Source organism: Dermabacter vaginalis (genome assembly GCF_001678905.1).
GTDB classification, from domain to species: domain Bacteria; phylum Actinomycetota; class Actinomycetes; order Actinomycetales; family Dermabacteraceae; genus Dermabacter; species Dermabacter vaginalis.
Genome location: NZ_CP012117.1, coordinates 2,119,260 through 2,131,387, shown reverse-complemented (window position 1 = coordinate 2,131,387; position 12,128 = coordinate 2,119,260). Strand labels below are relative to the sequence as shown.

The following is a 12,128-nucleotide window of genomic DNA, read 5'->3' as shown; positions in this document are numbered from 1 at the left end:
AGAGGCAGGTTCAGTAGTGGTTATTAGCTAAAACATCCGGTAACGCGGTAGAGGGAAGCGTTCCCGTTTTGATACACGAGTTCGAGATCTTTGGTTTCGTCGAGGTGCTGCAAGCCCCTGTAGGTAGCGTAGGTGAAGTCGACTTCAGGACCGGAAAAGTACACAACGTGAGTGTAGCCGCCGGCCTTCAGCGCCTCGCACACAATCGGATCGGTGTCGATCTGATTGAGATGCTTGAGGAGATAGATGTCGGAGCGGCTCTCATACGAAAGCAAGTGGTGGGTGGAAACGTTCACCCCTGAGAACGCATAGATGAGACCCTCGCCGCGCCAGGGATTCGCGAAGATCTTGTCGTTCGGCCCCACGTAGTTCGGGAGGTTCGAGATGAAGGTCAGTTCTTGGCGGTTAACCGAGTTTGTTCTCGCGTCAAGCGTGTAAACCCTTTCGACCCGGTCAATAAACGAATCCATCATGGGGTTCGCTTGCGTGGTGGCCACGAGAGCGGCAGCGGCGACTGCGGCGATGCCCGATCGACGAAGAGGAGTCTGGGCGATGACCTTGCTTCTGCGCGCGAGCCACTTGCACGCATACCCCACGCCGATTGCTGCAGCGGGAATGAGGAAAAGCCCCATTTGTGCGTAGAGACGGGGAATATCCGAATACCACACCCCTACGATGTCGCGCCGGCCGGGTCCCATAGGCCACGACGCGGCAACAACCCAGAAGAATGCCGAAAGGATCCACAGTGCGAGGGGGAGGTAGAAGCGGGTGCGGAGAGCACCGATGATCGCCAGCACGACGAGAATGAGCACGAGATACTGGGGGATCCCGTTGACGAGCCTATGAATGAAGATTCCGCCGATCGCGCCGACGGTGTCGGTGTCGGGACTCCACGTTTCCGCCGCGCTACCCGGTGGGCGGATCTTGACCCACGACACGACGGTGACCGCCCCCAGAAGGAGTCCCGCACCGCCGAGCAGAGCGAGTTCGCGAAGAGCGTGTCGCTTGATCGCCATCCTTAGGAAGAAATAGACCGTAATGATCGTTGAACCTGCAAGCATCATCAGTGCGGCCGTGGGATGGGCGAACGCGGTTCCAATCGAGCCGAAGAAACCGACCCCGATGCTCTGGAATCTCGAGATGTTGAGTCGTTTCGCCTGCCCTAAGAGGGCAAGGAAGGGAACGTAGAGGGAGGGCAGAAGGCAATACCCGAGGAGGTTCGGGTAGAGAGTTCCGTGCTCCACGAACGTCAAGGGAAACGCCGGAAGAGCCGCGAGAATAACCCCGGTGGGGAAAAGCGTGTAGCGCAGCAAATTTCCGGGCGTGAGAACGTACACGAGGGCCAGCATCGATAGGGGCCAGACGACGCAAACCGTGGCGATGATCGTGGCGTTCGTGAGAAGCGAGACGTGGTGTACCCCCGTGGTGAGCCCCGTCAGTGAGGCGATGTCGTGCCACGCGGCCGGGTAAAACTTTGAGTCCCAGGGGGCTGCCGTCATGGTGAGGGCATCGAGGCTCGAACCATTCCGATGCTCGATCATCCACCGCACTTCGTTGAGGTGAAAGATCGCATCGAAGGCCTGCGCAAACGCGTATGGGGTGCCAAGAATGTTGCGTACATGGCGAAGCATGAGAACGAATGATCCGGCGACGGTCACAAGCGCAAGAACGGGAGGGGACGTCAAGCGAGCGCGCCACGAAATGCGTGCGCGCCGCGGAGCCTTCACCGGACCCCCGAACTTTCTCCGCAGGAGAAGGCGAAGCCCAATGATGATGACGGCGCAAAAAATCGTCACGAGCACGACAGGCAATGGACCCCACGGAAGGTGCACGAACGGGCCAAGAATTGCCGCGACGACAATGAGACCAACCGAGGTCAGTGGACTGAGGAAGACTGCCGTGAACCGGCGGCACCCCAAAGTGAGGTTCACAAGGAAACCCGGCACGGTCACCCACAGGCACGCGACGATCGCGGGGAGGATGAGTGGTTGCCAGGTCATGTGCCGCCTTGGGTCGTGAACGTTAGAAGAACATGGGCTCGAAGGCCATGTTCGAGCGTACATGCTACAGGCACGATCGCGCCGCCACTTCGAGCGTGACGTACGTTGCCGGAGGCACGATTAAGCCCCGCCACCGTCGGACCCCGCCCTACCAGCGTTTCCTTCGAGCGGGATACCGAGCCGCTCAAACCTCGCCGAAACTTTCTGCGCGATCCCGCTCGTGAACGTGCGCGTAAGGTGGTTGTCGTCCATGTACACGTAGGCGTTGCCCTGGATCGGGGCGCAGCGGCCATCGGGGCAAATGAGATCGCTGAGATCCATGCGGTAGAGCTTCGCGTCGCTTTCCCCGGTCATGCCGTCGAGAGCCGCGCTCGGGTCCTCCTCGGCGAGCTTTGAACTCAGGTTCGCTCCGCACTCATCGTCGGCGCGCATGGGCTTGCCGCCTGCGTTGATTACGGACTCGGCGCACGTGTAAAGGCTCGTGGGCCAGCGCGGCGCATCGCGGAGGGCGAGAACGTTGACGCCCTTGTCGAGTACTGCCTGGATGCCTTCACGGGTGCCCTCGGGGACCGCTTCACCCGTCCCGGTCGGGGTTGCTTTGGTGGAAGTCATGAGCACGAGATCGGGCTCGTGGGCGTCGATCGCCTTCATGACCTGGTCGAAATACCCCTTGCAGTACTCGCCATCCTCGAGCGACGAATCTTCGCGGAACGTGCACGCGTTCTTGGTGAAGTTGATGATCTGCCAGTTGTGCGCTTGGGCCTCGGCGAGGAGGGCGGGGATGAACTGGCGTGAGTGGGAGGAGCCCACGACGAGGACGGTCGCGTTGGTTTTCGCGTCAAGAGGCCGCAGGGTTTCGCAGGGAATATCTTTCGTGGCGACGAGAACGCCGCTCGGGTCGTCACACAGATGGGGAAGGCTTGGCCACTGGTCGTCCAGCTCGAAGCCCTTCGGGCTGAGGGTGTCGGGGTTGAAGGGTTCGGTGAGAACGCGTGAGCTCTCGGGCGAGTCGGCGGTGATGGGGTCCGACGTTTGCTGGCTCGCGAGGTAGCCACGGAGTCCCAGCGCCCCGCCGAGAACGAGGGCGAGGCACGTGCCGATGACCGTGAGGGAGCGCCACCAGGGCGCGCTTTTCCACGAGGGCTTACGGAAACGCGAATCGACGATTGTGGAGAGAATCCACGCAAGGGCCATGCTCCCCGCGATGACGAGGAGGCCGTCGATGGCGCCTGCGCGCTTTTGCCCGGAGTGGGCGAGCCACAGGATGAGGATCGGCCAGTGCACGAGGTAGAGGCTGTACGAACTCGACGCGAGAGCGCGAGGGAGCTTCATGGTGAGCACGCGGTCGAAGCCCCACGACGTACCGGAGTATCCCGCAACGATGATGAGACCCGCTCCCGTGAGGGGCCACAGGGCGATCCAGCCGGGGAAGAGGCCTTGAACGTTGAGCACGATGCCGAGAGACACGAGCAGGGCAAAGCCCACCCAGCCGGCGAAGGCGCGCAGCGTGCGGTGGCGCGGCGCGGTGGGGGAACCGGGGCGGGCCGAGCCGAGGAGACGATCGAGGGTGGGGAGGCTCAGGGCGAGAAGAGTGCCGCACGCGACTTCCCATGCGCGCGCGGGCGTGGAGAAGTAGGCGGACGATTGATGCGTGGCCGTGTAGTAGATCGAGAATGCGAATGACGCGGCCGCGATCACGGCAAAGAATCCGAAGGCGACGCGGCGAGGGTGCGCGCTTTTCCTCGCGGCATACTTCGCCGCGATGAAGAGCAGCGGCCACGTGAGGAACACCTGCCCCTGGAGCGAGAGTGACCAGAAGTGTTGGAGCGGGGAGGCGGTTGAGGCGTCGAGCGCGTAGTAATCCACGCTCGTGATCGACAGCCAAATGTTTTGGATGTACGTGGCGGAGGCGATCGCGTGCGAAATCACCGTTTGCCACGAGGATTCGGGCAGGATCAGGTAGCTGCCAAGGAGGGTGCCGAGGATCGCGATGGTCGCGGGAGGCATGAGCCTTGTGAAGGTGCGCAGCCAGTACCGCACGGGCCCGAACGGTTTGCGCGCATCGAGGCGTCGCGCAAACGAGGAGCCGAGCAGGAACGCTGAGATGAACAGGAACACGTCGACGCCGCCCGAGACGCGCCCGAGCCACACGTGGTAGACGACGATCATGAACACGCTTACGGCGCGAAGCCCTTCGATCTCGGGGCGGAAGTGGGAGGGCTGCGCCTTCGGTGCGGAGGCGCGAGGAGTCGGTGCTGCAGGGGTGTCGTGACCGGGTGCGGGGGAGTCCGACGCCTGCTCGGCAACCTGCGGTTCCTGGTACCACACGAACGGCTCGCCCGTGTCTTCAGCGGCGCCCCACGCGGCGATGTCTTCGCTTTCGCGTTCCTCGGCCTCTTGCACCCACGAGAAGTCGTCGAGATTCTCGAGTGCGGGCTCTTGCGCGTCTTGAACAAAATCCTCGAGCGCAAAGTTCGGCGCGCCCTCGCTCGTTGAAGGGGCACGGTGCCCGCGTGCGTTCGCCATGTGCCCTTCCGATGATGTGAACGTGGAACGATACAGAACTTTACAGGCCGCAGGCCCGAGCGCACCCCTTATGCGCGTCGACGGTGTGCGCTCTCTCGTGGGAAAATGGTCCAATGAGCACGAGCGAAAAAGAAGGCGCGGGTTTCGACATTGCCGCGCGTCACGGAGAGAAGGCCCGCGCGGGCGTGATTCACACGCCACACGGCGATATTCAGACCCCGGCGTTTATTCCGGTGGGCACGAAGGCGACTGTGAAATCGGTCCTTCCGGAGTCGATGAAAGAGCTCGGCGCGCAAGCGATCCTGGCGAACGCCTACCACCTTTATTTGCAGCCTGGTCACGAGCTCGTTGACGAGGCGGGTGGTTTCGGGGCGTTCATGAACTGGAGTGGCCCCACCTACACCGATTCGGGCGGTTTCCAGGTCATGAGCCTTGGCGCCGGTTTCCAGAAGGTGCTCTCCGAGTCCTTCGCGGGCAGTGATCGCGCGAGCACGCCCGACGGCACGGATCTTGCGACAAAGAAGGGCAAGGAACGCCTCGCGCACGTGGACGATGACGGCGTGAACTTCCGCAGCTTCATCGACGGTTCCGAGCATCGTTTTACGCCGGAGTTTTCAATGCAGATCCAGCATTCGCTCGGAGCGGATGTCATGTTTGCTTTCGATGAACTCACGACTCTCATGAACTCGCGCGGCTACCAGGAAAAGGCGCTTGAACGCACGCGGCTGTGGGCCGAGCGCTGTATCGCCGAACATCAACGTCTCACCAAAGCGCGCGAGGGGAAGCCCTACCAGATGCTGTGGGGCGTCATTCAAGGCGCGCAATACGAGGATCTGCGGCGCAAGGCCTCGCGTGATCTTGGTGCGATGACCGTGGAGGGCTGGCAGTTCGATGGCTTCGGCATCGGCGGTGCCCTCGAGAAGGAAAACCTCTCGACGATCGTTGGTTGGGTGACGGACGAGCTCCCCGACGAGAAGCCGCGCCACCTTCTTGGCCTTTCCGAAATGGACGACCTGTTCGCGGGCATCGCGGCGGGTGCCGACACGTTCGATTGTGTCTCGCCGTCGCGCGTCGCGCGCAACAGCGCCGTGTACACGGCACGTGGCCGGGTGAACCTCACGGGCGCGAAGTACCGCACGCAATTTGCACCGATTGATGAGAGCTGCGACTGCTACACGTGCACCCACTACACAGCCGCGTACATCCATCACCTTTTCAAGGCAAAGGAGATGCTCTCCTCGACTCTGTGCACGATCCACAACGAGCGCTTCGTTGTGCGCCTCGTCGAAGAAATTCGCGCGGCGATCCTGAGCGGCGACTTTGAGGCGCTTCGCGAGGAGCGCACGGGTGCCTACTACGGTGAGTACCGCTAAGCCGAGCGCGGCTTCGATAGTGTTGAGGCGTGAGTGTGAGCGATCTTCAAACCTTCGGCGGCCATAGTGCGAACGAGCGTGCCGAGGCCTACGAGCGGCTTCGTCGCATGTCCACGTGGAGGCTGCTCTCCGCAACGAAGGCGCCCGCAACCCTCGCGATTTTGCAGACCGTGTTCCCCGCCGGTGATCGCAGACTCGATCGCTCCGAATTGGTCGCGCGTGTGGCAAGCCACCTGGACCTCTTGCGCGGCGATGAGGATGTTCAGCGCGGGGCTTCGGAGTATGTAGATTCGTGGGTGCGCGAAGGCTATCTCACGCGGCGCGATGACCCGACCACGGTTGAGACGACCTTCGAGCTTTCGGTATCGACCGTTGAGGCGATCGGTTTCATTTCCTCTCTCGAGGAGCATCGCCCCACGACCACCGAGTCGCGCCTCACGCTCGTGATGCAGCAGTTCGAGCGACTCGCCGAAGACACCGAAGGCGACCGCGACGTGCGCCTTCGTGGCCTCCAACTGCGCCGCGCACAGATCGAGCGAGAAATTCAAGCGCTCAGCGAGGGCGAACTCATGCTGCCTCCCGCTGAGCACTCCGCGGAGCGCCTTCGCGACATCCTCCAAGTCGCCGACGAGCTGAGCGGTGACTTCCTCCAATACCGCGAGGACCTGCGCGCCGTGGACCTCAACCTTCGCGAGCAGATTCTCTCGCCCGAAGGCTCGCGCGGCGAAATTCTCGAACAGCTCCTCGCGGGCGATGACCTGCTCGGTCAATCCAAAGTGGGCAAAACCTTCACGGCGTTTTTCCGGATGCTCAACGACCCGAAGCAAAACGAGCGCGCCCAGGACCTCGTGGATCGCCTGCTCACTCGCGATTTCACGCAGAACCTCACGCGACGCGAGCGCGACCGCCTCGCGAACGTGTTTAGCGATCTTTATGAGCCCGCCCAAGAAGTGCTCGACGTCAAGACCGAGCTCTATCGTTCGCTTGCGCGCTTCGTGCGTAGCCAGGACTTCCGCCAGCACCGCGTTCTGCTCGACCTCCTGCAAGAAGCGCAAGGCATCGCCCTTTCGCAAAAGGATGACGTGAGCCACCGCAAGGCCGAATACATCGACCTCGGGCTTTCGCGCGCGCGGATGAACTCCGTCGCGCAACACCTCCTCAAGGACCCGAGCGATCCCGGCGTGCCGCCCGAAGCGGAGGTCCACGATGCCTCACGCCTCAGTGTCGAGGTGCTCGACGAGCTCGTGCGCACGAACGACATTGATCTCGTGGGGCTCGCCTCCTCCGTCAACGGCGTCGTCAAGGCGAAGGGGCAGGCAAGCATCGGTCAAATCGTGCGCGAGGAGGGCGCCCCGCAGGGGCTCGCAAGCGTCATTGGGCTCATGTTCCTCGCTACGGCGCACGCGGATACGCGCGAGGGCGATACTGAGATCGTGCGCTGGCGCGAAGACACGCTCGAAGGAGCGGGCACCGACTATGTGGCGCGCGTGCCCTCGTTCTTCTTCCTCAGCGAGGTTCCTGAGCCGTAAGAGCTTCGCCGGGTTGGGCACTGCTCGGTTGCTTCGCTTGAGAGACGACGATTCCTGCGACCATCATCAAGAGGAATCGCACCCAGTCGACGAAGAACGGCCCGAGCATGAAAATCCATGAGAGGAGCGGGAGCTTCTCAAAGGCCTGTGAACTGACTTTTCCAAGCGATCCGGAAGCCCCTTGAAGAGCGGGGAAAAAGGAAAGAACGAACGGGCCGAGCGCTAATCCCCAGACCGCCGCGTTGAGGAGAAGACCCGCGCCGAACACGATCGCGGAGATGGTTCCGAACCGTGCGGCACTCGGCGTGGGGCACCGTTTAATCGCACGGACGACAGCGGGGGCGGCGAGCATGACGAGGACATTGGCGGCGAGGGCGGCCACGACGCACACGAGAACCGAACGCACAACGGTGTAGGTCAGCGTGTTGACACCCCGGAAGGCCGGCATTGTGTCCGGCGGATCCTCGATGAAAACGGGGAATAAAAGGAGCGCGACCCCAACGCCGGGAGCGAGCACGAGCAGGGCAAACGCGATCGACGACAGAAGGACCCACACTCGCGCGGGGCCGACATGATTGCGAATCGAAATCTTGGTTGGCGGAGCGTTCACGACGCCTCGACCTCCTGGTGGTGCGGCTTCGTGCGGTACACCCGGATACCGGCGAAGAGAAGATAGGCAAACCTTGCGATGTCGAGGAATGGGGGGATCACGACGATGGCGATAAAGAAAGGCATCGCAGTGTTTTGTGCAGCCTCCCTGTTCGACGTCACCGCGTCGACCACATTTATCACTACGAGGTAGAGGACGACGAGCACGATGAGGCTCAGGACCACGAGAATGGGCCCCACCACGAAGTAAATGAGCGAATAAATGTTCTTTTGGCGAGCCTTGCGTGAGCACCTCTTGAGAGCCGTGAGAGCAAAGGGGAACGACAAAAGAGCGAGAAGGTTCGTGCCGACTATCCAGCAGACGACGAGAATAGCGAGCGATTTCAGGCTCTCCACGAGCGAGTCGAACTGCTTCGCGTAGGTGCCCACATCATTTGGAACTTCAGGCGACGGTGAAGGGGACTCGCCTGCCGGGAAAAGAACGATGGCCGGCAGTACGGGGATCATCGCTAGTGCGAGGCCGCTGAACAGTATCCATAGCGCAGCGGGGCGTCGGTGTGAGGGGGGTGCAGACGCCGTCACGATACCTCCCTGGGCGTATCGAAGGTGACGCACACAACTTTACGGCACGTTCGCGGGCTGGGGGAGTAGGACGGTTACCGCGCTCAAGGGGAGCCGGCAGGGTCAGAGCGGGGGTCAGCGAAGTACACGATGACTCCCGCAAACGACAGGACGGCGAATCGCACAAGATCGATTGCGAGCGGGACAGCGAATGTTCCAAACTGGAATCCCGCCCTTAGGCGATCTGGTTCTTCGCCGCCTTGGCCCCGCGCATTCCGGCAACGGTGAGCACGATGCACAGAATCAGAATGACGATGCTGGTGAGGATCGCGAAGACTGCGCTCCCACCGTTTCCTGCTATGACTCTTTGAATCACGACGTTGATGAGGCCCGTGGCGCCAGTCAGCAGCGTGGTGATCGTGGCAATGATGCCCATCGTGCGCGCCTTTTTGCGCCCCACGATGGCGAGCACCACCGATGAGATGAAGGCGAGGAAAGAGACGCCGATGAACAGCAGGACAAGAAGTCCCGTGATCATGATGGCGACCTCGAAAGCGTCGCGGTTGTCTCTCGCGACGGCTGCGCCGCCGTAGCCGATGGCCTGGCCGAGAAGCCACAGGAGCGTCATGATGCCGCCGAGGATGGCGGTGGCGAGGCCCGCGAACTTGGCAGGCTTATTTTCCGTGGGGAATCCCTGGCCGCGGTGGGCGGGGGCGCCGAAGTTTTGGGGGCCCTGTGCTGCGTGCGGGGGAATGGACATGGAGTGGGTCCTATCTAGGCTCAGTGGATTGTGTGGGTATGGGATCGAGGTCAGATGGAGTGGCGGATGGCCATGCGGCCGCAGAAGATTGCGGTGATGCCAAAGAGAAGGGGGAACAATGCTGCCCCGATCAGCACGGGCTTGATCTCCAATCCGATGGCCATGGACATGCAGGCGATGAAGCCGGCTGCCGCAATCGCCATGGCGATGAGGGTGATGATTCCAGCCGTGCGCGAGCGGCCGCGGCCAACGAACAGGAGGATGAGCGCGGGCCAGAAGGCGAGGGGGCCGGTACCCATCGCGGCGAGGAGACCGATGATCCCCGGGATGACGTATGCGGGCAGTTCGTCAGCGCCCCCTTTGGGCAGCATGTTCGACGCATCAAGTGCCCCGGCGGCCGCAGTGGTGAAGGTGTAGAGGAGCCAGCCGAGGGTGAAAATCGAGGCGAGAACGATGAGGATCCAGCCGAGGACTCGGGCGGCCTTTCCGGTGGGTGCTGCAGTGGGTGTGGGATACGGGGCAGGGCCGGGGTAATGGCCGGGGTACCCGTAACCATTGGGGGCCGAAGAGTGCGGCGTCATCGTGTTCCTTTTGCAGGGAAGAAGGCCTGTCGGGAAAAGCGTTATGTATGCAACTGCAAATAGCGTGTCAGGGGTGTGACCGGACCCGCAAGCTCGTTCACTCAAATATCATTTTGGGCAGGCTCGGTGGCATCGGGGCCGCGGGGCTCAGGGGAGACGGTGTGACTCTGGCATGAACGCCCGCCATGACGGCGAAGGCGATGCTAGAGAGTGGGAATAGTGAATAGATGGGGAGCACGAGGGGTAGGGCCAAGAACGAAAAGAGGACGAATGCCCAAGTGAACTCGGCGACGACGAATATCAGGAACGGGGTCAATCCCACGCTGAGAGCGAGAGGAATGATGTGCATAGAAAAGGCAAAGGTGGCGTGCTTTCGAGCCTGCCCCTTGGGGGCATTGATGACGAGGACGATCAGGGGGCGATAGTGGCGGCAACGAGCACCGCGAGCGTTGCTGCATTGACCGCTAACGCGATGTTACTTGCCTGGATCCGCTTCGCTGCGTGCTCCGCCGTTTCGGGGGCGAGCGGGTCACTCAGCAAGCGAAAAATAGTGAATATCCGCGACCAACGCGACGTTCACGAGCACGAAGTACGTGAATGTGAGTAGCCCGGGAAGCAGTGCCGCTGCGCGGGTGTCGCGGCTTCTCCTCGCGGTCACCGGCGGATGCAGGGGCGGCAGCGCGGGGGGGGGGGGAGGCAGACGGTTACCGCGCTCAAGGGGAGCCGGCAGGGTCAGAGCGGGGGTCAGCGAAGTACACGATGACTCCCGCAAACGACAGGACGGCGAATCGCAAGAGATCGATTGCGAGCGGGACAGCGAACGTTCCAAAGACGACCAGAGAGCGGAGTCCCTCCCACTCGGTCCTCACCGCGCCTGTGGCGGGATTGCTGGTGACCTCGGTTGCGAGGACCAAAGAAAGGGCGACCATGGCGAGCGCGCTCAGAACGGCGAGGAGCGGCCCGAGGATGAAGAAGGTTATCGCCGTGAGAGCAAACCCGATGCGGTCTGCACCTTTGCACCGCGTGAGAGCCGCGATCGCAAACGGGACTGCGGCAAGCCCGGCGAAGTTCCCTGCGCCGAGGAACACGCTGATCACGAACAAAAACGCGAATATGCGCAAGAGGATCTGGTCGAACCCCGCCAGTGGACTGTGGCCCCAGGCCGACTCGGGGCCGACAGGCACGAGCCACATCGCGGCGGGGGCGAGGCACAGCCCTAGAACGACACACACGAGAGCGAACGTCGCAAGGATGATCCAAATTTTCGCGGGAGTGCGATGAGTTCCGCCAGTGAGCGAGGGAAGGGACACTTCGGCTCCTTCGGGTGAGGTGAGCTGATGCAGTCAACCTATGAACTCAAGCGCCGGCCCAAAAGAGGGCGGGGGAAAATTGTGGATAACTCTTGTGCGGCCGGTAGTCTGGAGGGCGTGGAAAATGAGGAGAGCGCGCGCATGCGAGAACACGAGGACACGGTCACCGACGGTCGAACCGCCCCCGAGGCGATGCCAAGCGTGGATCGAGACGACTGGGCGCTCGCACGTGACGATGACGACCTCACCTACGCCGGCTCCACCGGGGGAGCGCTTGTCGAGGATTCCCGCCGCGTTCTCGTTGCCCTGCTTCAAGGGCCCTACCTTGACGGTCGACGCGACCCCCAGCGCTACGGCCAGCTCCTTCGCGATCGCGCCTACATCGAACAGCGCCTCGCCGACATGTTCCTCGAACTCGTGCTCGACGACGACGCGCAGGTCGCATTCGTGCGCCAAAGCGAGGACGACCCCGACGCCCCGAAACTCCTTCGCCGACTCACGGGCCTCAACCGACTCGATACCGTTCTTCTTCTCGTGCTGCGCCAGCACCTCCTCACGCAGTCCTCGCGCGGCCAGCGCGCGGTTGTGAGCGAAGCCGAACTTCTCGCCAACATCGCTCCCTACCGGCGCTCGACCTCGACCGATGAAGCAGGCTTCACGAAAGATATCCGCACGTCGATCGCGAAAATCCAGCGCGCAGGACTCCTCGAAGAGCAAGGCGATTCCTTCGAGGTCTCACCCGTTCTCAAACTCATGATCAACCCCGACACCGCGCGCACCTTCATCGACCTTTACGAGCGCGCGGGCGACGACGTCACGGGCGCAGCAAACGCACTTGACGATTCCCGCGCCACGACCGAAGGACAAGCCGAATGAGTC

General features: G+C 62.3%; 11 protein-coding genes. 3 read left to right on the top strand and 8 right to left on the bottom strand.

The features are described from left to right. Window positions 1-23 precede the first annotated feature (23 nt). Window positions 24-2,000: a DUF6541 family protein gene (locus tag DAD186_RS09405; RefSeq protein ID WP_065248450.1), complete on the bottom strand. Its 1,977-nt coding sequence runs from the start codon at window positions 1,998-2,000 to the stop codon at window positions 24-26. Window positions 2,001-2,120: 120 nt separating this feature from the next. Beyond that, on the bottom strand, window positions 2,121-4,526 hold the full coding sequence (locus tag DAD186_RS09400) for an acyltransferase family protein (RefSeq protein ID WP_082991176.1): 2,406 nt from the start codon (window positions 4,524-4,526) through the stop codon (window positions 2,121-2,123). Window positions 4,527-4,639: 113 nt separating this feature from the next. Between DAD186_RS09400 and tgt the strand changes: the two genes are divergently transcribed. Together tgt and DAD186_RS09390 are read left to right on the top strand one after the other, a co-directional pair. Then, on the top strand, window positions 4,640-5,899 hold the full coding sequence (tgt, locus tag DAD186_RS09395) for a tRNA guanosine(34) transglycosylase Tgt (RefSeq protein ID WP_157457127.1): 1,260 nt from the start codon (window positions 4,640-4,642) through the stop codon (window positions 5,897-5,899). A gap of 29 nt (window positions 5,900-5,928) precedes the next feature. Further along, window positions 5,929-7,428 carry a DUF3375 domain-containing protein gene (locus DAD186_RS09390; RefSeq protein WP_236886245.1) on the top strand — a complete coding sequence of 500 codons (1,500 nt, stop codon included), beginning with the start codon at window positions 5,929-5,931 and terminating at the stop codon, window positions 7,426-7,428. On the opposite strand, the gene DAD186_RS09385 is transcribed toward DAD186_RS09390, so the two are convergent. From DAD186_RS09385 to DAD186_RS09355, 6 genes are all read right to left on the bottom strand, one after another. After that, complete coding sequence (locus DAD186_RS09385; RefSeq protein ID WP_065248448.1) at window positions 7,406-8,038, bottom strand: hypothetical protein; 633 nt, start codon at window positions 8,036-8,038, stop codon at window positions 7,406-7,408. The two genes, DAD186_RS09390 and DAD186_RS09385, sit on opposite strands and share 23 nt — an antisense overlap. Beyond that, window positions 8,035-8,619: a hypothetical protein gene (locus DAD186_RS09380; protein WP_157457126.1), complete on the bottom strand. Its 585-nt coding sequence runs from the start codon at window positions 8,617-8,619 to the stop codon at window positions 8,035-8,037. The genes DAD186_RS09385 and DAD186_RS09380 overlap by 4 nt, the downstream gene beginning before the upstream one ends. Before the next feature lie 214 nt (window positions 8,620-8,833). Continuing rightward, the gene (locus tag DAD186_RS09375) at window positions 8,834-9,358 is read right to left on the bottom strand and encodes a hypothetical protein (protein WP_065248446.1); all 525 of its coding nucleotides are present in this window, start codon (window positions 9,356-9,358) and stop codon (window positions 8,834-8,836) included. A 50-nt stretch (window positions 9,359-9,408) separates the two neighbouring features. Continuing rightward, entirely contained in the window at window positions 9,409-9,939 is a 531-nt protein-coding gene (locus DAD186_RS09370; protein WP_065248445.1) for a hypothetical protein, read from the bottom strand. 529 nt (window positions 9,940-10,468) lie between these two features. Beyond that, window positions 10,469-10,597 (bottom strand): hypothetical protein, encoded by a 129-nt coding sequence (locus tag DAD186_RS11235; protein WP_257737088.1) that lies wholly within the window; start codon window positions 10,595-10,597, stop codon window positions 10,469-10,471. 55 nt (window positions 10,598-10,652) lie between these two features. Continuing rightward, window positions 10,653-11,249 (bottom strand): hypothetical protein, encoded by a 597-nt coding sequence (locus tag DAD186_RS09355; protein WP_065248442.1) that lies wholly within the window; start codon window positions 11,247-11,249, stop codon window positions 10,653-10,655. A gap of 141 nt (window positions 11,250-11,390) precedes the next feature. Between DAD186_RS09355 and DAD186_RS09350 the strand changes: the two genes are divergently transcribed. Beyond that, entirely contained in the window at window positions 11,391-12,125 is a 735-nt protein-coding gene (locus DAD186_RS09350) for a DUF4194 domain-containing protein (protein ID WP_236886244.1), read from the top strand. Window positions 12,126-12,128: the final 3 nt, after the last annotated feature.

Coding starts and splice junctions, on each gene's coding strand:
- tgt (WP_157457127.1), top strand. CDS start 4,640: ATGAGCACGAGCGAAAAAGAAGGCGCGGGTTTCGACATTGCCGCGCGT.
- DAD186_RS09375 (WP_065248446.1), bottom strand. CDS start 9,358: ATGTCCATTCCCCCGCACGCAGCACAGGGCCCCCAAAACTTCGGCGCC.
- DAD186_RS09400 (WP_082991176.1), bottom strand. CDS start 4,526: ATGGCGAACGCACGCGGGCACCGTGCCCCTTCAACGAGCGAGGGCGCG.
- DAD186_RS09350 (WP_236886244.1), top strand. CDS start 11,391: ATGCGAGAACACGAGGACACGGTCACCGACGGTCGAACCGCCCCCGAG.
- DAD186_RS09370 (WP_065248445.1), bottom strand. CDS start 9,939: ATGACGCCGCACTCTTCGGCCCCCAATGGTTACGGGTACCCCGGCCAT.
- DAD186_RS09405 (WP_065248450.1), bottom strand. CDS start 2,000: ATGACCTGGCAACCACTCATCCTCCCCGCGATCGTCGCGTGCCTGTGG.